The sequence below is a fragment of the Planotetraspora mira genome, assembly GCF_016863275.1.
In the GTDB taxonomy this organism is placed as follows: domain Bacteria; phylum Actinomycetota; class Actinomycetes; order Streptosporangiales; family Streptosporangiaceae; genus Planotetraspora; species Planotetraspora mira.
In genome coordinates this window covers 1-20,432 of sequence record NZ_BOOO01000058.1, presented here as the reverse complement: position 1 = coordinate 20,432, position 20,432 = coordinate 1, and the positions used below count along the sequence as shown (strand labels likewise).

The 20,432-nt window shown below is 66.8% G+C and carries 22 protein-coding genes and 1 pseudogene; 10 read left to right on the top strand and 13 right to left on the bottom strand.

Going from position 1 to position 20,432, the window contains the following annotated elements; translation table 11 throughout:
• Positions 1-311 precede the first annotated feature (311 nt).
• The gene (locus Pmi06nite_RS40475; protein ID WP_203958558.1) at positions 312-527 is read left to right on the top strand and encodes a CsbD family protein; all 216 of its coding nucleotides are present in this window, start codon (positions 312-314) and stop codon (positions 525-527) included.
• Between the two features lie 108 nt (positions 528-635).
• On the opposite strand, the gene Pmi06nite_RS42835 is transcribed toward Pmi06nite_RS40475, so the two are convergent.
• Positions 636-761 (bottom strand): hypothetical protein, encoded by a 126-nt coding sequence (locus Pmi06nite_RS42835; protein WP_275409659.1) that lies wholly within the window; start codon positions 759-761, stop codon positions 636-638.
• Between the two features lie 151 nt (positions 762-912).
• Between Pmi06nite_RS42835 and Pmi06nite_RS40470 the strand changes: the two genes are divergently transcribed.
• The 4 genes from Pmi06nite_RS40470 to Pmi06nite_RS40455 all read left to right on the top strand — a co-directional run bounded on the left by Pmi06nite_RS40470 (position 913) and on the right by Pmi06nite_RS40455 (position 4,069).
• Positions 913-1,845 carry an SRPBCC family protein gene (locus Pmi06nite_RS40470; RefSeq protein WP_239114547.1) on the top strand — a complete coding sequence of 311 codons (933 nt, stop codon included), beginning with the start codon at positions 913-915 and terminating at the stop codon, positions 1,843-1,845.
• A gap of 10 nt (positions 1,846-1,855) precedes the next feature.
• Positions 1,856-3,025: a zinc-dependent alcohol dehydrogenase gene (locus tag Pmi06nite_RS40465; protein ID WP_203958557.1), complete on the top strand. Its 1,170-nt coding sequence runs from the start codon at positions 1,856-1,858 to the stop codon at positions 3,023-3,025.
• A 130-nt stretch (positions 3,026-3,155) separates the two neighbouring features.
• A complete protein-coding gene (locus Pmi06nite_RS40460) occupies positions 3,156-3,557 on the top strand; it encodes a DUF6221 family protein (protein ID WP_203958556.1) in 402 nt (133 codons plus the stop codon).
• A gap of 101 nt (positions 3,558-3,658) precedes the next feature.
• Positions 3,659-4,069: a low affinity iron permease family protein gene (locus tag Pmi06nite_RS40455; protein ID WP_203958555.1), complete on the top strand. Its 411-nt coding sequence runs from the start codon at positions 3,659-3,661 to the stop codon at positions 4,067-4,069.
• A gap of 817 nt (positions 4,070-4,886) precedes the next feature.
• On the opposite strand, the gene Pmi06nite_RS40450 is transcribed toward Pmi06nite_RS40455, so the two are convergent.
• From Pmi06nite_RS40450 to Pmi06nite_RS40430, 5 genes are all read right to left on the bottom strand, one after another.
• Positions 4,887-6,149 carry a flavin-dependent oxidoreductase gene (locus tag Pmi06nite_RS40450; RefSeq protein ID WP_203958554.1) on the bottom strand — a complete coding sequence of 421 codons (1,263 nt, stop codon included), beginning with the start codon at positions 6,147-6,149 and terminating at the stop codon, positions 4,887-4,889.
• Positions 6,150-6,236: 87 nt separating this feature from the next.
• Positions 6,237-7,010, bottom strand: a complete 774-nt coding sequence (locus tag Pmi06nite_RS40445) for an ABC transporter ATP-binding protein (RefSeq protein WP_203958553.1) — start codon at positions 7,008-7,010, stop codon at positions 6,237-6,239.
• 11 nt (positions 7,011-7,021) lie between these two features.
• A complete protein-coding gene (locus Pmi06nite_RS40440) occupies positions 7,022-7,870 on the bottom strand; it encodes an ABC transporter permease (protein WP_203958552.1) in 849 nt (282 codons plus the stop codon).
• 19 nt (positions 7,871-7,889) lie between these two features.
• Complete coding sequence (locus Pmi06nite_RS40435) at positions 7,890-8,666, bottom strand: ABC transporter permease (protein WP_203958551.1); 777 nt, start codon at positions 8,664-8,666, stop codon at positions 7,890-7,892.
• Entirely contained in the window at positions 8,663-9,643 is a 981-nt protein-coding gene (locus tag Pmi06nite_RS40430; RefSeq protein WP_203958550.1) for an ABC transporter substrate-binding protein, read from the bottom strand. The genes Pmi06nite_RS40435 and Pmi06nite_RS40430 overlap by 4 nt, the downstream gene beginning before the upstream one ends.
• Before the next feature lie 707 nt (positions 9,644-10,350).
• Here Pmi06nite_RS40430 and Pmi06nite_RS40425 point away from each other — a divergent pair.
• Positions 10,351-10,824, top strand: a complete 474-nt coding sequence (locus Pmi06nite_RS40425) for an alpha/beta fold hydrolase (RefSeq protein ID WP_203958549.1) — start codon at positions 10,351-10,353, stop codon at positions 10,822-10,824.
• A gap of 320 nt (positions 10,825-11,144) precedes the next feature.
• On the opposite strand, the gene Pmi06nite_RS40415 is transcribed toward Pmi06nite_RS40425, so the two are convergent.
• On the bottom strand, positions 11,145-12,464 hold the full coding sequence (locus tag Pmi06nite_RS40415; RefSeq protein WP_239114546.1) for a helix-turn-helix transcriptional regulator: 1,320 nt from the start codon (positions 12,462-12,464) through the stop codon (positions 11,145-11,147).
• Positions 12,465-12,641: 177 nt separating this feature from the next.
• Between Pmi06nite_RS40415 and Pmi06nite_RS40410 the strand changes: the two genes are divergently transcribed.
• Complete coding sequence (locus tag Pmi06nite_RS40410; RefSeq protein WP_203958548.1) at positions 12,642-13,556, top strand: NADP-dependent oxidoreductase; 915 nt, start codon at positions 12,642-12,644, stop codon at positions 13,554-13,556.
• A 12-nt stretch (positions 13,557-13,568) separates the two neighbouring features.
• Positions 13,569-13,829, top strand: a complete 261-nt coding sequence (locus tag Pmi06nite_RS43175; protein WP_373317368.1) for a transposase — start codon at positions 13,569-13,571, stop codon at positions 13,827-13,829.
• A gap of 493 nt (positions 13,830-14,322) precedes the next feature.
• On the opposite strand, the gene Pmi06nite_RS40400 is transcribed toward Pmi06nite_RS43175, so the two are convergent.
• The gene (locus Pmi06nite_RS40400) at positions 14,323-14,952 is read right to left on the bottom strand and encodes a TetR/AcrR family transcriptional regulator (protein ID WP_203958546.1); all 630 of its coding nucleotides are present in this window, start codon (positions 14,950-14,952) and stop codon (positions 14,323-14,325) included.
• Between the two features lie 162 nt (positions 14,953-15,114).
• On the opposite strand from Pmi06nite_RS40400, the gene Pmi06nite_RS40395 reads away from it, so the two are divergent.
• The gene (locus Pmi06nite_RS40395; protein ID WP_203958545.1) at positions 15,115-16,155 is read left to right on the top strand and encodes an aldo/keto reductase; all 1,041 of its coding nucleotides are present in this window, start codon (positions 15,115-15,117) and stop codon (positions 16,153-16,155) included.
• Between the two features lie 430 nt (positions 16,156-16,585).
• Here Pmi06nite_RS40395 and Pmi06nite_RS40390 read toward each other — a convergent pair whose 3' ends face one another.
• Positions 16,586-17,239, bottom strand: coding sequence for an ADP-ribosylglycohydrolase family protein (locus Pmi06nite_RS40390; protein ID WP_505882959.1), 654 nt, complete (start codon positions 17,237-17,239; stop codon positions 16,586-16,588).
• Positions 17,218-17,529: an ADP-ribosylglycohydrolase family protein gene (locus Pmi06nite_RS43265; RefSeq protein WP_505882958.1), complete on the bottom strand. Its 312-nt coding sequence runs from the start codon at positions 17,527-17,529 to the stop codon at positions 17,218-17,220. The genes Pmi06nite_RS40390 and Pmi06nite_RS43265 overlap by 22 nt, the downstream gene beginning before the upstream one ends.
• A 195-nt stretch (positions 17,530-17,724) precedes the next feature.
• Between Pmi06nite_RS43265 and Pmi06nite_RS40385 the strand changes: the two genes are divergently transcribed.
• Positions 17,725-18,249 carry a hypothetical protein gene (locus Pmi06nite_RS40385; RefSeq protein WP_203958544.1) on the top strand — a complete coding sequence of 175 codons (525 nt, stop codon included), beginning with the start codon at positions 17,725-17,727 and terminating at the stop codon, positions 18,247-18,249.
• A 172-nt stretch (positions 18,250-18,421) separates the two neighbouring features.
• Here Pmi06nite_RS40385 and Pmi06nite_RS40380 read toward each other — a convergent pair whose 3' ends face one another.
• The 3 genes and pseudogenes from Pmi06nite_RS40380 to Pmi06nite_RS43260 form a co-directional block, all read right to left on the bottom strand.
• A complete protein-coding gene (locus Pmi06nite_RS40380) occupies positions 18,422-19,198 on the bottom strand; it encodes an ABC transporter permease (RefSeq protein ID WP_203958543.1) in 777 nt (258 codons plus the stop codon).
• On the bottom strand, positions 19,195-20,094 hold the full coding sequence (locus tag Pmi06nite_RS40375) for an ABC transporter ATP-binding protein (protein WP_203958542.1): 900 nt from the start codon (positions 20,092-20,094) through the stop codon (positions 19,195-19,197). Before Pmi06nite_RS40375 ends, Pmi06nite_RS40380 begins: the two co-directional genes overlap by 4 nt.
• A gap of 85 nt (positions 20,095-20,179) precedes the next feature.
• Positions 20,180-20,407: pseudogene (locus Pmi06nite_RS43260) on the bottom strand (hypothetical protein); the annotation flags it as partial.
• Between the last annotated feature and the right edge of the window lie 25 nt (positions 20,408-20,432).

Genomic DNA, 20,432 nt, shown 5'->3' with positions numbered 1-20,432 from the left:
CCCGGTTGCTCTGTGTGCTGGTGCCGCTGCGGCGGGACATCTCGCCATTCGACGGGTCGGTGTCGCGCGAGCTCGCCCGGTAAGCACAGTGGGTGGAGCCGAGCGTGTGGGTGAGCTGCAGTACGCCGAGTAGACGGGCTAGGTCTTGCGACACCCGAGGCGTGGAATCACACGTATGCACATCTTGCGACCCATTTATCCGTTTCATTGAGATTGTGACGAGATAGTGGGTTTGTGGCCGTCGTGCGGGGTTTGAGCCCATGGGTGGGGGAAGAGGGTTATCCAGTCGAACGACCCAGGAGGGATGACCAATGGGTACCGGAGACAAGATCCGCAACAAGGCTCAGGAGGGCGCGGGGAAGGCCAAGGAGATGGCGGGCCGGGCGACCGGCGACAAAGATCTCGAGGCCGAGGGCCGTGCCGACAAGAGCAAGGGCCGGACCAAGGAAGCCGGCGAGAAGGTGAAGGACGCTGCAGGCAAGGTCAAGGACGCCGCAGGCAAGGCCAAGGACGCTTTCAAGAGCTGACCTCGGCGCAACGCCCCCCCCATAAATGACGGTGAAGGCCCTGTGAACCGGGCCTGGACGCATTCCAGGCTCGGCCGGGTCTCTGGCCGGGGGGTGAGGCGTGGAGCCTCAGGCCGCCTGCGGGAACTCGATGCGGAACGCGGACGTCATGAACGACTGGATCAGGCGCATGAGCAGCGCCTCCAGCAGTATCACGACGGCCTTGGCCAGTATCGCGGTAAGAAATTCGGACACTAGATACCTCATGGCTGGAAACTTGCATTCCAGGGCATAGTGTCGCATAAACATGGCTATATCGGTAGATATATGGTGAACCGATGGTGAACGATCGGCCCCCGCGGAGACATCGGAGCCGGGGCCATGAATGAGCACCTGCGAGGACGACATGAGTGAGCGACATGACGCCATGTCAGACCGGATGGCCCGTACGCTCGGATGGGCCAGTTTGGCCTTGGGCGCGGCGCAGCTCGCCGCGCCGCGCGCCGTGGCACGCATCAGCGGAGTCGACGACTCACCTGCGGCTCGCGCGACGATACCGCTGGTAGGCCTGCGGGAGCTGCTTCACGCAGTGGCCCTGCTGGGTGGACAGCCGGCCATGGGGCTCTGGACCCGCCTCGCAGGTGACTCCGCGGATCTGACGTCGCTGGCCGGCGCGATGTCTGGCCGTACCGGCTGGAGGCGCCGCCGCGTTGTCGCCGTCGCCGGGGCGGTCATCGCCATCACCGCTGTCGACGCGTACGCCGCGATGCGGATCCGCCGGTCCCGCGAACAGGGACATGGCAAGGCCGAGCAGTGGGCTCGGGGCGTGATGGGCCTGCACGCCGCCATCACGGTGAAACGCCCGCGGCCGGAGGTGTATCGCTTCTGGCACGACTTCGAGAACTTCCCGCGATTCATGGTGCACGTCAAGTCCGTGCGAACGAGCGAAGATTTGTCGCACTGGAAGGTGCGAGGCCCGATGGGCAAGACCGTGGAGTGGGATGCCGAAACCGTCGAGGACCATCGAGACGAGCTCATCGCCTGGTGTTCGGCCAAGAGTTCCTTCGTGCCGAACGGCGGCTCCGTCCACTTCACCGACGCCCCCGGCGGCCGGGGCACCGAAGTGCGGGTGAATCTGCGATATCACGTGCCCGGTGGCAAGGCGGGAAGCGTCATCGCCCGGCTGCTGGGCGAACACCCCGAACAGCAGGTGCGGGACGACTTGCGCAGGTTCAAGCAGGTCATGGAGACCGGCGAGGTGGTCAGGTCGGAGGGCAGGTCTGAGGGCACCCGGGCGCTACGACAAGCGCTGGAGCGGCGAGCACAGCCAGTGGCATGAGGAGGCTCGCATGAAGGCCAACTGCTGGATGGGGCGCAACACCGTTGAGGTGCGAGAGGTACCCGACCCGAAGATCCTCAACAGCCGCGACGCGATCGTGCGGATCACATCGACCGCGATCTGCGGCTCCGACCTGCACCTCTACGACGGGTACGTCCCCACCATGAAGAAGGGCGACATCCTCGGCCACGAGTTCATGGGCGAGGTCGTCGACGTGGGGCCGGCCGTGTCGAACCTCCGAATCGGCGACAGAGTGGTCGTCCCGTTCCCCATCGCCTGCGGAAACTGCACGGCGTGCGACCACGACATGTACTCCCTCTGCGAGAACTCCAATCCCAACGCGGGGCTCGCCGAGAAGTTCATGGGCCACTCGCCGGCGGGCATCTTCGGGTACTCCCACATGCTCGGCGGGTACCCGGGCGGCCAGGCGGAGTACGCGCGGGTGCCGTTCGCGGACGTTGGGCCCATCAAAATCGAGAACGGCCTTCCCGACGAGAAGGTGCTGTTCCTGTCGGACATCCTGCCCACCGGATGGATGGGCGCCGAGATGTGCGACATCACGCCGGGCGACGTGATCGCCGTGTGGGGCGCCGGTCCCGTCGGCCAGTTCGCGATCGCCAGCGCGTACCTGATGGGTGCCGAGCGTGTGATCGCCATCGACCGCTTCCCTTACCGGCTGCGGATCGCGGAGCGAGTGGGGGCGGAGACGCTCAACTACGAGGAGGTCGACGTCCAGGACGCGCTGCTGGACATCACCGCGGGCCGCGGCCCGGACGCGTGCATCGATGCCGTGGGCATGGAGGCGCACTACGGCAACCCTGCCGTGTACGCCTACGACCGGACGAAGCAGGCGGCCCGCGTCGAGACCGATCGGCCGTACGCCCTACGTGAGGCGATCATGGCGTGCCGGAACGGCGGGACGGTGTCCGTTATCGGCGTCTACGCCGGCTTCCTCGAAAAGTTTCCGATGGGGTCGCTCATGAACCGATCACTGACGCTGAAAAGCGGGCAATGTCACGTCCAGCGGTATCTGAAGCCGCTCCTCCAGAGGATCAAGAACGGCGACATCGATCCGAGCTTCGTCATCACTCACCGCCTGCCGCTGCAGGACGCCCCGCGCGGCTATGACCTCTTCAAGAACAAGACGGACGACTGCAACAAGGTAATCCTCTCCGCGTAGCCGATTCTGCGGCGAGGTCCACCTTCCTCGCGATCGAGGCCGCGGGCGTGGCCCCGCTTCGTGGCCTGTGAGCGTGACGTCGCTACTGATTTCCGGACGCGATCTCGGCACGCGTGAAGGAGGGCACGTCATGAGTGCTCTGGACCAATGGCTCCGCACCACCATCGAGGCGACCCTGCGCGACGCGCAGAACGCCGGCAAGTCCGTCGGCCTGGTGTGGGACAACCCGTCCCTCGGCGACCTGCGAACAAGCGGCGGTGAGCTCTATCAATTGGGCGACCGCGATGCGGCAATACACATGGCCGCCAACGACCCCCACGAGACGATTGCCCGCTGCGAAGCGGAATTGGCCATCCTCGACGCCCACGCCATCGTTCAAGTGAGCGGGATCGGGGAGGACATGCGCGCCACGCAGACCCCCGCATGCCGAACCTGTAGCCACAAGCATGGGGTGCCGTGCCGCACGGTCCGCCTGCTTTCCAGTTGCTACCGGCACCATGATGGCTATGACGACGACTGGTCTCCGCTCTGACCCTTGGAGCAATATTTAAATACTGCTACCTCCTCACCTGAGACTTGCTGGTTCACCAGCCGTGCAGATCCCAGCGTGAGAGATCATCAGCTTCCGCGTCCATGGCTGAGGGTTCCACTCCGACGATGCCGTCCGATGTGAGCCGCCATCTGTCTGCGTTCGACCGATTCGCCAGCGCCGCCTCCAAATGCGCCTCACGAGGCTCGTTCTTCGCGATGTGTGTGCTCCTCGTTCTGGTCTGGGCGCCGTCCTTTTTCATCGTCGGCAGCATCGACACGTGGCAGCTGATCATTAACACGGCCACCACGATCGTTACCTTCCTCCTGGTGGCCCTGTTGCAGAACACGCAGAGCCGAGCTGACGCTGCCATTCAGCACAAGCTCAACGCCATTGCCGACGGGCTGGCCGACCTGATGAAACAGGTCAGTGAGGATCATGACGAGAAGCCGTTGCACACCGACGTTCAGGAACTGCGAGATGCCGTCGGCCTTGAGAACAAGGAGAGTGCTTGACCATGCTGCTCGACGAGCCGCGCCTCTAAGCTCGCAGCGAGGCTCACCAGCCCTGACCTGCCGCGATGATAGCTTCGCTGTCGCGCCTTCTCTCGTCGAAAAGAACGGCGTGGTCATCGCATGGGGCCAGGCGTCTGAGATCGCGCCGGCTTGTTCCCGCTGCATGAGCCTGGGACACGAGGAGCGCCCGTTACCGGGGGGTTTTGGGCGCTCCTCGCCGGGTCACGCGTCCTTCCGCGGCCGATCACCCCCGACACCGCGGCCCAGGCGCACTTCGAGCGGCGTGTTACGACGACAGTGCCCCCACTTTCCCTGTCGGCCAACGCCGTCAGCGCCTCATCAGGAAGCCATGCTGCGGGTATTCCGGCACACGCGATCCCGGTAAGCGGCCAATAGGCCAATAGTGATCAGCCTGGATAGCAGCGCGATAAGCATGGCCCCAATCACGGCAACCCCATTACTCTAAGTAGCTACGTGACGACTTTATGTGCTGGGCGTGTATCCCCGCACTACCCGCCGACTCATCCAAAGAGATCTCCAAGGAGCTGAAATGCCGGCACAGCACTTCGCCGCGCCGGACCCAGCCGGGCTGGAAGCGTGGATCCGGCAACTGCTCCGCCTCACTGGAGCTTGCGCCAGCACGCCGACGACCGTGGCTCCAACCGAACCCCTGAATCCATTTCCCCCGGATGAGCCCGATTCGCATGGGCGCCGGCGCGCCTAGGTCACTGCAGCCACAATTGGCTAGGGCAGGCGACAGACGCACCGCGTGCGGGGGAGGTCACGCTCGTCGACTGCCACGCCGCCGTCAAGCGAGCTACCGGGCGCGAGGCGCCGGCGTCCACGGCGAGGGCAGGTTCAGGCCGTCGGTGTGCGAGATCGACAGATAGCCGTCCGCCAGCGTGGCGAGCTCCTGCTCCGACAGCACCTCGTCCACGTGGTCGAAGCCGTCGGGCGCCCGCCGCGCGACGGTCTCCATGATGGTGTCCCCGCGGGTGGTCCGGTTGGCCAGCACGATCGCGTTCACCGTCTTGCGCCGTACCTCCTCGTAGACCGCGAGTCCGGCGGCGGGGGAGTCCGCCCGGGTGAGCTCGTAGGCGAGCGCCCGGGCGTCGAGGATCGCCTGCGATCCACCGTTGGAGCCCAATGGGTACATCGGGTGTGCGGCGTCGCCCAGCAGGGTGACCCGGCCCCGGCTCCAGAACGGCAGCGGATCCCGGTCCACCATCGGGTACTCGAGGATCTCTTCGGCGCGGCTGATCAGCCCGGGCACGTCGAGCCAGCCGACGTTCCAGTCCGCGAAGTGGGGGAGCACGTCCTCGAGCCGACCAGCCCGGTTCCAGTCGGGCATCTCGGTGAGCCGCCCGGTGGCCGACTGGACCTCGGCCAGCCAATTCAGCGAGGCCCGGCCTAGCTCGTCCGGCCGGGAGATCGGATATACGACGAACTTCGCCAGAAACCTGGTGCCCAGGATGGCCATCGTGTGGCCGTCGAGGAACGCGTCGGCCTCGGTGATGCCGCGCCACAGCCGGACACCGTTCCACAGCGGAAGGCCCTCGCCGGGATGCGACTGGGCACGCACCGCGGAGTACAACCCGTCCGCGCCGATGAGGGCGTCGGCCGTCTCGCCGAACTCTTCGCCGGTCGCCTGGTCCCGCAGCGTGGTGGAGACGTGGTCGGGTCCGTCGATGAACCGGACGAATGTCGTGCCGGTCCGCACGGCGTCCGTGCCCAGCCGCTCCCGCACCGTCGCCAGCAGGAGCATCTGGAGTTCGCCCCGGTGGATGCTGTACTGCGGCCACCGGTAGCCGAGGGCGAGCCCGCGCGGCTCGCCCCAGACCCGGTTCCCGTGCCGGTCGAAGTGCGCGAACGACTCCACGGGCAGGCCCGACTCGGCGAGCGCGTCGCCCAGGCCGAGCTCGATGAGCTCCCGGGTGGCGTGCGGGAGCAGGTTGATGCCCACGCCGAGCGGGCGCAACTCCCGAACAGAATCCACCACCTCGACGTCGACACCGGCGGCATGCAGGCTGAGGGCGGCGGTGAGCCCTCCGATCCCGGCGCCCACGATCAGCACTCGCATGGTGGCGGACCTTTCATCGATCGGACGGCCGCGACCGGCTGGGACGGCTGGGAGCGGCCTGGGGACGGGTGGTATGGCGGGGCAGTGTCAGGACTTCGGCTCGTCGGCCGCCTCGCGGCCGCGTACCAGCCGGCCGACCTCGGCGCGCAGGTGGACGAACTCGGGCAGTTCACGGGTGGTGATCTGGTCGCGCGCCGTTGGCAGTTCGACGGACAGGTCCGCCCGGACGCGCGCGGGCCCCTTGCTCAGCACGACGACCCGGTCGCCGACATAGACGCTCTCGTCGATGTCGTGGGTGACCAGCAGGATCGTCATGCCGCTGTTCCCGCGCACCCGCAGCACCAGGTCCTCGAGGTCCTCGCGGGTCTGCGCGTCCACGGAGCCGAACGGCTCGTCCATGATCAGGAATTTCGGCCCATAGGCCAGGGCACGGGCGATCGCCACGCGTTGCTGCATGCCGCCGGACAGCTGCCAGGGATACTTCGCCGCGGCGCCGGGCAGCCCGACCGACTCGAGCGCCTTCAGGGCGTTCTCCTGGCGCTGCGCCCGGTTCATGCCGCGGCGGCGGAGCGGCAGCGCGACGTTGTCGCGTACCGACATCCATGGGAACAGCGAACGACTGTAGTCCTGGAAGACGACGGCGAGGTTGCCCGGGACCCGGTCGACGGGCTTTCCGTCCAGCCGGACCCGGCCCCCAGTAGGTGCCTGCAACCCAGCGATGCAACGCAAAAGGGTCGACTTCCCGCAGCCGGACGGGCCCACGATGCTGACCAGCTCGCCCGGCTTGACCTCCAGGTCGATGCCGGAGACGACGGGGGGAGCATCGCCGTAGGCGTGGGTCAGGTTTTCTACTTCGAGCACTCAAACCACCATCATGAGTCGAGTCCGCGGGCGTTGCTGTGCCAGGACAGAAAGCGGCGCTCCACCAGTGCGAACACCGCATTGAACAGGCATCCGAGGATGCCGAGCAGCACGATGCCCGCCCACATCTCCGGCAGTTCCATGCCCTGTTGCGAGCTGATGAGATGTGCACCGATCCCGGTCGTGCTGCCGATGAGTTCGGAGATGACCATCAGGACCAGGGCGAACCCCAGGCTGACCCGCAGGCCCGCGAAGATCTTCGGGGCGGCGGCGGGCAGGGTGATCCGGAGCAGCTGGGTGGCGCCGGTGATGCCGAACACCTCGGCTGTCTCGAGCTGCAGCTTTTCCACGGTGCGGACCCCGTCGGCGGTGTTGAGCAGCACCGGCCAGATCACGCCGAAGGCGATCGTCGAGATCTGCATCTGGGCGCCGAAGTCGAACACCACGATGAAGAACGGGATCAGGGTGGGCGGCGGGATGGCCCGGCCGAACTGGAGCACCGGGTCCAGGATCTCGCGCGCCACGCCTGAGCGGCCGAGCAGAACACCGAGCGCGAGGCCGACGACCGCGGCGAGCGCCCAGCCGCACGACAGGTTGACGAAGCTCGGCTGGAAGTCGTCGAGCGCCTTGTCGGTGAGGAACAGGTGCGTGGCCGGCCCGGAGAACCACAGCTCGTGGAATACCCGCACGATCGTGGACGGCGGGGGGAAGTAGGCGTCCTGCTTGATCCGGGCGATGATCTCCCAGCAGCCGACCAGCAGAGCGACCAGCCACAGCCGGGTCACGCCGCCGGTGAGGATCCGCAGGCCCGGCACGCCGGTGGGCCGTTCGGCCGGGTGGTCGCCGGTTATGACGGTCATGCCCCGTTCTCCCGCTCGGTCATGCCGATGCCTCGGTCCGGACCGCGTGCCACCGGAACGCCCGCCGTTCCAGCGCGACGAGCCCGACGTTGATGAGCGCGCCCAGCATGCCCGCCCAGATCGCGCCGGCCAGCATCAGGTCGGGGCGGCCGCCCCCGGACTGGGTCTGCAACAGATAGCCGCCGATCCCTTCGCCGTTGCCCGCGACGAGCTCGAAGCTGACCACTACGACCAGGCCCACCGCGGCCGAGATCCGGACACCGGTGGCCACGAACGGCGCGGCACTCGGCAGGCTGACCCGCAGCAGGATGGCCGCCTTGCCGAAGCCGAAGCTGCGCAGCGTCTCCTTGGCCAGGGGATCGACGTCGCGAAGCGCGTAGAGGGTGTTGATGAGGATCGGCCAGCAGGCCGAGTAGAACACCAACGAGACCTTCGACTCGGTGATCGAGCTGAAGCTCACGATGGCCAGCGGGATCAACGCCACCGATGGGATCGGGCGCATGAACTCGACCAGCACGTGGGTGGCCCGGTTCAGCCAGGGCGTGGTGCTGAGCGCGATCCCGACCGCCACCGCCACCACGGTGGCGAGCAGCAGCCCGAGGATCCATGCCTCAAGCGTGCTCCCCACGGCGGTGAGGAACTCGGTGTCGCCGAAGAATTCCGCGGCCCGAAGCAGCACGGAGGACGCGGGCGGCAGGGAGGTGTCGGCGAACCCGGCCCTGGAGACCAGCTCGGCGACCGCGACCACTCCCGCGACCCCGATCGTGCCACGGACGATCCGCGCCCGGTTCGTCATCCGTTCTGCAAGACCATCGAGTTCACGTCGACGTTGTGCTTCAGATAGCCGAACTGCCTCATCACGTCCGCGACCCGCTGGATCCGGGAGGCGCTCGTCGACGTGGGGAAGTCGTTCAACGCGACGACGCCGATGACGGCCGGCGGGAGCTTCGTGTACTTAGGCACGGCCTCCTGGAGAACGGCACGGTCGGCGGCGTCGGCCTGGGCCTTGACGATCGCGCGCTGGAAGGCCGCCACCGTCTTGGGGTTCTCCTTCACGAAGTCGTCGCTGGCCGCGTAGCCGGTGATCGGGATGCCCTCGGTGGCACCGGTCGAGAAGTCGGTCAGCAGCCGCGCGCCGATGTTCTGCTGGATCTGCGTGACGAAGGGCTCGGGCACGACGACGGCGTCGACCTTCTTCTCCTTGAGCGCCGCCTCCTGGTTGGGGAACGGGATGACCTGAAAGTCCTTGTCCTCGTCAATCTGAACCCCGTAGGGCGCGAGAGCGGAGCGGACAAGAAGGGCGATCTGGTCGTGCTTGGCGTTAGTGGCGATCTTCTTGCCGACCAGATCCTTCGGGCTGCTGATCGTGGAGTCCTTGGCGACAAGGATCGCGTTAAGGTTCTTCGTCATCGAAGACGCCTCAGCGAGGATCTTCGGCTTCAGCGCGCCGCTGTCCGCCGCCAGCAGCCAGCCCACGTGCCCGCCCTGGCTGATGTCGAGCTGCCCGCTCTTCAGCTGTGGGATGGCCGCGGCGCCACCGGCTATCTGCCTGAGGTTGACGGTAAGCCCTTCGGCCTTGAAGTACCCCTTGGTGATCGCGATCTGGACCGCGGCTCCCTCGATGATGGGCATGACGCCGACGTTGAGGTTGGTCTTCTCCAGCCCGTTGGCCGACTTCTCCGAGTCGCTGCCGCCACAGGCGGCGCTCGCGAGGGCGAGCGCGACGGCCAGTGCCCCTCCGAGTGAGGCGCGGCGTAGACGAGCGAACTTCATGAACGCTCCTTCGAGAGAATGCATGGGGGAAGGTGGGCCGCAAATGGGCGGCTTAACCCAGCGGCGACTTCAGGGTAGAAAACGGTGCGTGAGACTGATCTTCACCAGAATATTTACGCACCCGAGATGCAAATCAGTCAAGATAGAATAAAGGCATAAGAGGCACCCACCACACCGCCGATGGCGCCGTGCCCATCGTCGATGTCTGAGCCGTGCGCGAACCGCCCCGCGCAGGGTTTGAGTCAATCTCGGCAGGCACTTGAACGGGTCGATATCGACTGCTTATCGCCTGCGTGAAATCGTGAAATCGAGCGTCGCACCACTGATCACTCACATGTGGCGCTCATCACGAAGAACGAAACGACACCTGGCAAGTCGCCTGGCCCCGTCCTCCGCTCGTGCTCGACCAGAGGACGGGGTCTCGACTTCAGGGCGGCGCTGGTTCAAGGCCGCGGGCGCGCAATCGTGGGCGTGGACGCCGCGCCGTTCGCCGAGATGCACGCGGAGCGGAAAGCAGGCAGCCAGCACGACAGGTCGCGTCGCGCTCCCGTGGCGGCGACCATCATCGCCAGGCAGACCGTCGTAAACGTCTCGGCCGCTACCAGGCCATCGCCGAGGTCACCAGCCTGCTCGTACCAGGCGGCTAGGCCGTTGTTTCAGAAGTATCGAGCCTCGTAGTTGTCATAGGTCCTTGATAGCGTGCGCCGATGCGGCTTCTGGCGGAAGGCACTATGGATCGGGTCGTAATGCTGTTCGGTTCGGGTACCGATCCGGACCCGGAGCTGACCTGGGCTCGCGGCGTCACGCTCGTCGCTGACGATGGGACGTACCCCGAGTTGGATCACGCGGGGCTGGTCGGGGTCGTGGGCTCGTCGATCGCGGGCCTGGATGCGCTGGCTTTCGCCACCCGTCACCCTGGGTTAGTGGATCGAGTCGTGTTGGTCGCGACCCCGATCCCGGAGGATGAAGGGGGCCTTGGGTTCGAGCTGTCTGAGGTCACCGCCAAGACGTTGCTGCTGTTTGGCGCCAAGGACCCGCTGACCGGGTCTCGTCACGGGACCTGGTGGCAGAAGCGACTTCTCAACGCGCGACTGGAGATGAGTCCGCAAGGCGGACACGATCTGCTCTTGGCCGTGTGGAAACGGGTGCTGTCCCACCTTGCCCCGCACTGCAAGCGTTAGGGATGACGCAGCGGATCCGGCGGCGACGCAGGTAGAGCCGGTTGCCATTCGAGCTGTACGCCTTGTCACCGAGGACTCGGTCTGGCCGTGCGCCGGGGCCGGCCGCCATCCGGTCGCGGCACCCGTATACCGCTACTTCTGAAACACGGCCTAGCCGGCTGAAGCCGTCCACGCTTCTCTGCCGAATTGTGCTTTTAGGAATCAAGCGGCGGCGCGGCGCGCCACCGTACCCGGCCCTCTGCCGCCCGGGCGAGACGGCCCTCGGTACGGGTCGCGAACCGGTCGATCGTACGACCTGGGTAGGCGTTCGGTCTGGGAACTCAGACCGCCGCCGAGTGGAAGAACGCCGCCGCCTCACCTCGCGAACCGACCGAGAGCTTGGACAGGATGTTCGCGACGTGGAACTTCACGGTGGACTCGCTGATGTGTAGCTCCTGCGCGATAGTTCTGTTGCGGTGGCCGAGCGCGAGGTGCTCGAGTACCTCGAGTTCCCGCGCTCCCAGACCGGCCAGGGGGTCGGCGCCTGGAGCCTCATCCGGGAAGGAGGCGAATACGGGCCTGGAAATCCTCGTGGCAGCGGCCTCGGACAGTGCCAGGGGAAACGTCAGCTTGGTCGTCATCCCCCAGCCGGGCACGGCGTCCAGTTCGAAGGAACCGCCCTGGGCCTCCACTCGCTGGGCGATCTGGCAGGCGCGGAGATCGTCATTCAGCAGGCCGGGTCCGTCGTCCCGTACGGTCGCCACCAGCTCGGTGAGCCCGAGCTGCCAGCCGACCCTGATCCGCCTGACCTCGCTCTGCTGCAGTGCCGCCAGGACAGCGGCCCGCACGGACACCTTGGCGGCGTGCGCGGTGACCGACGTCAGCGACCTGTCGTTTGCGGGCGGATCCAGTTCCAGCTGGACCGCACTGTGGCTGAGCAGCATCTTCAGCGAGTCGGACAGATGACCGAAGGCCTGCCTGGCCGACTCCTCCCACACCGGCGAGGTGCCCCGCGGAGATTCATTACGCAGCTCCAGGAGCGCGTTGACGGCCAGGTCGACGGCGGTCGACCGTGCGACGGTGTCGTCCAGCCGGTGGCTGCGCAGGACGCCCAGGATCCCGGAGAGCGCGGCCGCGTGCGCCTCGCCCAGTTCGGCGACGGCATGGGTCCTGGCCTGTGCGACCGCCCGGGACTGGGCCAGCGTGTTCGGTGTGGCATCCGTGACCAGGCGCTCCACATGACTGGTGAGCAAGTCCACCAGCGCCTGCACGATCAGGAGGACGTTCGCCGTGACAGGAGTGTCCTCGTCGAGGACCATGACAAGGCCGGCGCCCCGGGGAGTGAGATCACTCGCGACGGCGAGGACAGGCCATGGGCCCCCTGCGAGGTGCGCCGTTCCCTGCCACGGGTGGCCCGGTGTGACCTGTGCGACAAGCGCGCCGAGTACCGCTCCGGTGAGCGTGTCGGTGATCTCCTGGTCGCCCACGGCCGCGACGGGGGAGGACGCACACTGGGTCGCCAGGAGGGCGACCGCCCGGTGCGGCACGTCGTCGGCCAGGGCCGCGGACAGGCGGGTGGCCATCTCCGATGCCGGGGCATGCATGATGTGCGCGGCTGTGACCAGGGCCGATGACGGCTGTGCGAATCCGGCGTACTCCACGGTGTCAAGCGTACGACTGTGGGTCACTGCGCCCGCCCCGCCCTTCGGCCGGGACCGAACCGTCCGAAAGGCCAGCTAGATCGCGCCGCGTTCGGCCGATGATGAGTGTGCCGAGAGGGCGACCGGCTGTATGTCCGGCCGGTCGGAGGTTGTTGTTCTCACACTGGAGGCTGACCAATGCAGGCAATAGTTTTCGAGGAGTTCGGCGGGCCCGAGGTTCTCCAGCTCAAGGAGGTCGAGGAGCCCCACGCGGGTCCGGGCGAGGTGCGCATCGCCGTGCAGGCGATCGGCGTCAACCCGGTGGACTTCAAAGTGCGTCGCGGCTGGTTCGAGGACTTCACGCCCACGCCGCTGCCGTCCGTGCCGGGTGTGGAGGCAGCCGGGATCGTCGACGAGGTCGGTGAAGGCGTCACCGGCTTCGTCCTCGGCGATGAGGTCGTGGGCTGGGTCAACGGCGGTGCCTACGCCGAGCACGCCCGCATGGCCACCGTCATACACAAACCCGCAGAGGTCAGTTGGGAACAGGCCGTCGCGCTGCCCCAGGCGGGTGAGACCGCGGATCGCGTGCTGCGCGAGCTGGACTTCAAGAAGGGTGAAACCCTGTTGCTGCACGGCGCCGCTGGTGTCGTGGGCGCACTCGCCGTGCAGCTCGCCGTGGCGCGCGGCGGGAACGTGATCGGCACCGCTTCCCCCGCCAACCACGACTACCTCCGTGGACTCGGGGCCGTCCCGGTGGCCTACGGCGAGGGCCTGGTCGAGCGCGTACGGGCGGTCGCTCCTCAGGGCGTGGACGCGGTGTTCGACGCTGCGGGTTTCGGGGCACTGCCCGACTCGATCAAATTGCGGGGCGGCACGGATCGAATCGTCACCATCGCCGACATGGGGGCCCAGAAGCTCGGTGTGGTCATGTCGCCGGCTGCCAGTACGACCCCCGAGGAGGTGGCCGCGGTGATCGGTGCGCAGCTGCGCGGGGTCGCCGACGGCACGCTGCGGGTGCGGATCGACGAAGTACTTCCGCTGGCCGAGGCGGCGAAAGCCCAGCAGAAGAGCGAGGGCGGCCACGCCCGCGGCAAGCTGGTGCTCGTGCCCTGATCCTGTGCGCTGATGACGTCCCTCGACGCAATCAGCACCTGCCAGCCCGGCGATCGGATGGATCCGGGTGACGCTCTACCCAGGCAATCACCTATGCACTCACATACCGACCTCTGGTACGTCCGGGCATGCCAATCCAAGGACGTACCCGAGCGGTATGGACCGTGGGCCACTCTGCACACCCGATTTCGCCGGTGGGCCAAGGACCGCACGTTCGAGCGGATGCTCCAGGCGGCGCAGGCACGGGCGGATGTAGCTGGAAGCATCGACTGACTGGTCCAGGCTCCCGAGGTAGCGCCCCGGAAAGGCTGGGGCGCCTGAGGCGGCCAGCACTGAAGGGGCCGGCCACGGGGCGCCTTCGACCGACCGAGGCGGTCAGTGGCGCCCCGTTGTCAGGAAGTGCGGAGCTAGGGCAAGGGGATAGAGCCCTCAAGCCGTACTCCTCGATGCGAAGTCACCTCTCACCGCAGACAGGCCATCACGGGGACGGGACGACGTCACGTTCGAATACCTGGAGAGATGGCCTCTCACGCGAACGGGCAGCAGCCGCCTGCCGACGGTGCTGGTCAGGAGCGAAAGCGTGGGGGCGCCACGCATGCTCGGCAGGCACATCAGTGGCCAGGTCGAACGCCTTGCCGTTATGGAGCGCGGTGAGCCACTCCGCGCAGAAGCTCTCAGCCGGCACCCGCGTCATGGCCAACGAGCATCACCAGGCTAGCCGTACGGACGCCCCTCAACACGTCCGACTAACCCATGTCTAAAGCGCTTACTTACTGTAGTCCGCCGGGCGGCGGTAGACGCCGTACCACCAGGTCAGGGCCAGCTCGCGGGCGAACGCGGCGTCGCTACCAGGATCCCCGGCAGTGACGTGGTCGACGAGGGCCCGTTCGCCGCCCATGACGATCATCCGGGTAGCGCTCACCGGGTCGAGGTCGGCGCGGGTGCGGCCCGCGTCCTGCTCGGCGCGGAGCACCGCAATCGTCCAGTCCGTGAACTGGTTGAGTTCCGCACTCAAGAAGTCACGTACGGTCGCGTCGTAGGTGGCGACCTCGGCGAGCGCCCGCCGTACGGCGGCGTGTTTCCGATAGACCTTCACCACTTGCAGGAAGGCGTCCGCAAGACGTTCGACGCCGTCCGATGGGTCCCATGCCGAGGTGACGTCGAAGGACGAGGTCATGAGTTCGGTGGCCAGGCGCATGAGCAGGTCGATCTTGTCGCGGAAGTGGCTGTAGAAGGTCGAGCGGGCGACGCCGGCCTCGGTGGAGATTTGTTGCACGCCGAGCTCGGTGAAGTTCGCGCCGTTGATCAGGAGACGCTGCGTCGCGGCCAGGATTTCCGCCTCGGCCGAGGTGGGTCGGCCGACATTCGCGGTGCGTCGTCGGGTGATCGAAGGCATGTCCGGATCCTAGGGTCGTCGCTTTGCGGCGAACGTCACACTACACCTCGACCGGACATCGTGTAGCGTAATTTCCGGACGTGATGTCCGGTCATAGCGACCGGAAAGGCGCGTAGGCCCGGTCGCCTGCCGGCAGACCGGACGCATATGAAGGAGTAGCTGGTGAAATATCGTCTGCTGGGACGTACCGGGGTCTGGGTCTCCGAGATCTCCCTGGGCGCCATGACGTTCGGCGGTAAGGAGCACCCGGTGTACCGCACCCATGGGGCACTCGGGCAGGAGGAAGTGGATCGGCTCGTCGGCACGGCACTCGACGCCGGGATCAACTTCATCGACACCGCCGACGTCTACGCCGACGGCGAGAGCGAGGAGCTGCTCGGCCGGGCGATCGGGCAGCACCGGCGGGACGTGCTGCTCGCCACCAAGCTGATCGCTCCGGTCGGGCCAGGGCCCAACGACCAGGGGCTTTCCCGTCTGCACGTGATGAGGGCCCTGGAGGACAGCCTGCGCCGGCTGAAGACCGATTACATCGACCTCTATCAGATCCACAACTACGACCACGTGACACCGCTCGAGGAGACGCTGAGCGCGCTCGACGACGCGGTACGACAGGGCAAGGTCCGCTACATCGGGTGTTCCAACCTTGCCGCCTGGCAGATCAGCAAGGCGTTGGGCATCTCCGCGCTGCACAATCAGGCGAAGTTCGTCGCCAACCAGACGCACTACTCGCTGGTGTCGCGCGACGCCGAGCGTGACTTGGTGCCCTTGGCCGAGGACGCGGGGCTGAGCCTGACGGTGTGGCAACCGCTTGCCGGCGGATTCCTCACGGGCAAGTTCGACCGCGGCGGAGTGACCACCGAACCAGACTCCCGCCGAGCCCGAAACGGCTTCGACTTCGTACCTTTCGACGAGGAGAAGGGCTTCAGGGTGCTCGACGTGCTGCGGGCCGTCGCCGCGCGGCACGAGGTGAGCCCGGCCCAGGTGTCGATCGCCTGGCTGCTGGCCCAGCGTGCCGTCACCAGCGTCATCGTCGGCGTTCGCAAGCTGGAACAGCTCACGGACAACATCGCCGCCAGCGACCTGACCCTCACCGAGCAGGATCTCGCCGAACTCGACGAGGTCAGCCGGTCGCCGATCGCCTACCCGAACTGGATTCAGGAGTGGTTCGCTCCGACACGGATCCCGGCCAGCAACCTGGCCTGATGCTGCGCTTCGGTCATCGCAGTCGGTTACCGCCGGTTTGTTGCTGTATCCCGCGTCAGGGATCGAGAGTCGACGGCAGGATGCGGCAGTCAATCAAGCCATCTACCTGCACTTAAGCGGGAACGGCGCGATCAAAGCAGTGTCTGATTGAACGAGTGAACGCGACTGGGGGTCATGGGGTCGCAGGTTCAAATCCTGTCGTCCCGACGCAGCTCAGAGGGCTGATCCGATTGATCGGGTCGGCCCTTTCGGCGTCTTGGGGACCACGATCATCTTGTGTCCGGCCTGATGGCGCTGCTTGACCTGCGTCAAGGGGAGTCCGGCTGGTCAGGTCCCAAGCGTTCTCGATACACCAACTACTGCACCAAGGACCGAGCCTCCATCGAAGCCGGGGCGACTCACGATGGCGTGTTCCGCTCCTTGTGGGATGTCAGCCTGGCCTTGAGCGCTCTACGAGGTTGTGCGCAAGGTCGAGCAGGTGGGGCAGGCGTAGGGTCCGGCCGCCACTTCCGGGTAGCGGAACGTGTAAAGGTTCGGTCCAGTGGGTCGGGATCGCCTCTGGTCCGTGAACGGCTCCGGCCAAGCCGCCGGTGACCGCGGCGACGGTGTCGGTGTCGCCGCCCAGGTCGATTGCAGCACGGATCGCGTCCTCGTAGCTGCGGGTGGTGCGCAGGGCCCATACGGCTGAGCCGAGGCAGGGCCATACGGCGCCGTTGAACTCGGTGGCCTGGTCGGGATGCCAGTCCCGGGTGAGGATGGCGGCATAGCGTTCGCGGTGGTCGGGATGGACGGCGGCGAGGGTCTGAGGGAGGTTGTCCAGCGGGTCGGCGCCGTGCAGGGCGATCCGGACCAGGTCGTGGAAGATGGCGGTGCCTTCCCAAGCTGCCGGGTCGCCGTGGGTGAGGGCGGCGATGCGCCGGGCGGCGTCCATGGTGGCCTGCGCTCCCTCGCGGGCGAAGTACACCGCCGAGGGAGTGGCTCGCATCAGGGAGCCGTTGCCGGCGGCTCGGTGGCTGCTGCGGTAGTGGGCGGTGGCCGCCTGGTTCCAGTGCAGGCCGCGGGTCAGGACGTCTTCCGTCTGCAGCCCGATGTCCTTGGGGTCGTCGGCCGCCCATCGCTGGAAGCGGGCGAGATGTCCGGCAGGTCCAGGCCGCCGCGCTCCAGCAGCGACTCGGCGACATGGACGGCCATCTGCGTGTCGTCGGTGGCTTCCCCGGCATCCCAGCCGCCTCCTCCACTCATTTCGCCGCCAGCGCCCGGTACGGGAAAGCGGGCGGAGAACGCGCCGGGCGGGCCGAACTCGAAAGGAGCACCCAACGCGTCTCCCACAGCCGAACCGACGACTGCGCCGACGGCACGCTCCACAAGATTCACGTCGACAGCCTTTCAGAGTGCCTCGCTTCTGCTTCACAGTGGACGATGACGCGAGCGGGTGAGACCCCGCGCCTCGGCCCGAGGCCCGCTTCTCCCGTTCTCCGGGCTCTGAGCGTCAAGTCCCGCCCCGTCCTCCGTGCTTAGGGCTCCGATATCTCGTGGCTGATGCCTTGGCAGGCCATTACGGTGACTAATGTGGGCGAGCGCGTGACAGATGACGATTGCATACTGATCGTCCAGCGGGTCGTGGTCCGGTGGAGCAAGCAAGGCCGTGGTGCCGAAGCGGCCACTCGTCGCCGCAACATCCCCCGGGCCTTCCCATTACCGCCGATGCCGGACGCCCCTCTGCTCTTGCATGACGTCGTTACTCAAGAGCGGACCGGATACACGCCCAACGAGACCATCAGTACCCACACCCTTCCGATAGATCTCAAAGGGTTGCTGTTCAAACCGGACGGGACCGGCGTTGAGGTGATACGGACGCCCGCGTGGCATGCGTTTCCTCACGATCGACGCCCAGCGCAGATGTTCCGACTCCTCCCGGGAGAACTGGCCCGATACCTGGCCAACTATCGCTTCTCCGGGTACAGCACCGACTGGTACTACGAGGAGTGGACGGTCCATATCGCCTTCGCGCCATGGCGACCCAACCTCTTCCTGGGCGACAAGTTCGACCACGTTAAGGACGAACGGGTCACCCTGTACGGAGGGCGTGAATAACGGTATGCCCGCACCCCGCCTACAAGCGAAGACGCACGGGGGGCTGGGGACCATCCGGGGACCAACCCCTGGGGGCCACTAAAAGTGCTGGTAGAGCCCTCAGCAGGGGGATGGGACACAGCGACGCCCGGCGGCGTTGGCGGCCGTGCGGGGCGTCGGGACTGCTGCTGTGTCAGGCGTCCCGCGAGCGGAACACCGCGAAGGCCACCATCAGCAGGACGGCGGTGAAGGCGGTCATCAGGCCAAGCCCCGTCCAGGGAGCCAGCCGTTCCGCGTGGTGGACGGTGGTGGTGACCTGGAGGCCGGCCGAGATCGGCCAGTACGTGGTCACCCAGTCTCCGACGGCCGCGGGCATGAGCCTGGGCCCGATGATGGGGATGATGAAGTTGACGGCCACCACCACGGTTGTGGCGGCCATCGTGTCGCGCAGCAGGCAGCCGAGTGCCACGCCGATGAGACCCACCAGGGCCCAGATCAGCCCCATGCCGACGACGGCGCGCAGGACGCCGGGATGGCCGAGCTCTGCGGCCGGAGCACCGGCGGCGCCGATCATGGTCTGGCCGAGGAGGAAGGAGCCGAAGGCGGCGACCTCCCCCATCACCAGGGCGATGACGCCGGACGTCCAGACCTTGGCGGCCAGCAACCGTCCTCGCCGAGGGACTACGGTCAGGCTCGTGCGGATCATCCCGGTGGCGTACTCGGAGGTCACCACCAGCACGCCGAGCGCGCCCACGCTGATCTGGGCGAACAGGAACCCGCCGTACATGCTGACGTAGGTAGCGTCGAACGCCGCTCCCGCCGCCTGGTAGTTCTTGCTCGCGCCGTTGGCGGTGAGCGCGCCCGCGCCCACCATGACGGCGACGGTCGCCAGCAGGATGGGCACGTTGGACGGGATCGAGCGGAACTTGGTCCACTCCGACCGCACCGTGTCCGCGATGGCGGCTGTCATGCCGCGCTCGCATGGAACTCGACGCTGTCGCGGGTCAGATCCATGTAGGCCTGCTCCAATGAGCGTTGTGGTGTCAGCTCCGTCAGCACGACCCCGGCGGCCAGCGCGGTCTCGCCGATCTGCCTAGGCTCCAGCCCGGTGACGATGAAAGAGCCGTCGGTACCCTGCTGGATGGAGCCACCCGCCTCGATCAGGCGGGGGGCAAGCTGGTCTTGACTGTCCGCCCGCACCAGCACGTTGGAACCCTGCCGGACGAACTCGCTGATCCCGATGTCCGCGATCAGCTTCCCCTTGCCGATGACGATGAGGTGGTCGGCGGTCTGCGCCATCTCGCTCATCAGATGGCTGGAGACCAGGACGGTGCGGTCCTCGCCGGCCAGCCCGCGCATCAGCTCGCGGATCCACTTGATGCCCTCGGGATCCAGGCCGTTGACCGGCTCGTCGAACAACAGCACCTTCGGATCGCCGAGGAGCGCCACCGCGATCCCGAGCCGTTGGCCCATGCCTAAGGAGAAGGATCCGGCCCGTTTGCGTGCCACCGATTCCAGCCCGACCAGATCCAGGACCTCGTCCACCCGTTTACCCCGAATGCCGTTGGTCTGGGCAAGGCAGAGCAGGTGGTTGCGTGCCGTACGTCCACTGTGCAGCGCGCGGGCATCCAGCAGGGCGCCCACTTCACGCATAGGCCTGGCCGTGCCGACGTAGCCGTGGCCATTGATCGTCACGCTCCCGGCGTTCGGCTTGTCGAGGCCGAGGATCATTCTCATGGTCGTCGACTTGCCCGCTCCGTTCGGGCCGAGAAAGCCGGTGACCCGGCCGGGCTCGACGGTGAACGTCAGGTCGTCCACGGCTGTCCTGTCGCCGAAGCGCTTCGTCAGTCCGTCTATTCGGATCACGTTCAGGTGCCTCTCGTGCGTGATTCCCGATCAAGAGGTTTCCTACCTCGGTCGGCCCATACGCGGACGCAGTGAGGGCGTGGAGCATGGGGCGGAACTTGAGCCTGGTCTTCTGGAGTTCCGCCTCCGGGTCGGAGCCTGCCATGATCCGCATCCCGCGTATAGGGGTGGCGGTCCCCTCGTGCAGGTGGGCGGAGCGGAGAGCGACGGCGAAGCCGCTCCGCGAGTGGGCGATCAGTACAGGCCAAGACCCATAGGGGACTGGGGACCATCTGGGGACCACACGTCGTGCACGTCGCCAAACGTCGTGCATGGCTACCTGAAGGCCGTTGAGCTGT

Excerpts from the sequence above, each read along its gene's own strand:
- Pmi06nite_RS40475 (WP_203958558.1), top strand. The coding sequence starts at position 312 with ATGGGTACCGGAGACAAGATCCGCAACAAGGCTCAGGAGGGCGCGGGG.
- Pmi06nite_RS40470 (WP_239114547.1), top strand. The coding sequence starts at position 913 with ATGAGTGAGCGACATGACGCCATGTCAGACCGGATGGCCCGTACGCTC.
- Pmi06nite_RS40465 (WP_203958557.1), top strand. The coding sequence starts at position 1,856 with ATGAAGGCCAACTGCTGGATGGGGCGCAACACCGTTGAGGTGCGAGAG.
- Pmi06nite_RS40460 (WP_203958556.1), top strand. The coding sequence starts at position 3,156 with ATGAGTGCTCTGGACCAATGGCTCCGCACCACCATCGAGGCGACCCTG.
- Pmi06nite_RS40455 (WP_203958555.1), top strand. The coding sequence starts at position 3,659 with ATGGCTGAGGGTTCCACTCCGACGATGCCGTCCGATGTGAGCCGCCAT.
- Pmi06nite_RS40450 (WP_203958554.1), bottom strand. The coding sequence starts at position 6,149 with ATGCGAGTGCTGATCGTGGGCGCCGGGATCGGAGGGCTCACCGCCGCC.
- Pmi06nite_RS40440 (WP_203958552.1), bottom strand. The coding sequence starts at position 7,870 with ATGACCGTCATAACCGGCGACCACCCGGCCGAACGGCCCACCGGCGTG.
- Pmi06nite_RS40435 (WP_203958551.1), bottom strand. The coding sequence starts at position 8,666 with ATGACGAACCGGGCGCGGATCGTCCGTGGCACGATCGGGGTCGCGGGA.
- Pmi06nite_RS40430 (WP_203958550.1), bottom strand. The coding sequence starts at position 9,643 with ATGAAGTTCGCTCGTCTACGCCGCGCCTCACTCGGAGGGGCACTGGCC.
- Pmi06nite_RS40425 (WP_203958549.1), top strand. The coding sequence starts at position 10,351 with ATGCGGCTTCTGGCGGAAGGCACTATGGATCGGGTCGTAATGCTGTTC.
- Pmi06nite_RS40410 (WP_203958548.1), top strand. The coding sequence starts at position 12,642 with ATGCAGGCAATAGTTTTCGAGGAGTTCGGCGGGCCCGAGGTTCTCCAG.
- Pmi06nite_RS43175 (WP_373317368.1), top strand. The coding sequence starts at position 13,569 with ATGACGTCCCTCGACGCAATCAGCACCTGCCAGCCCGGCGATCGGATG.
- Pmi06nite_RS40400 (WP_203958546.1), bottom strand. The coding sequence starts at position 14,952 with ATGCCTTCGATCACCCGACGACGCACCGCGAATGTCGGCCGACCCACC.
- Pmi06nite_RS40380 (WP_203958543.1), bottom strand. The coding sequence starts at position 19,198 with ATGACAGCCGCCATCGCGGACACGGTGCGGTCGGAGTGGACCAAGTTC.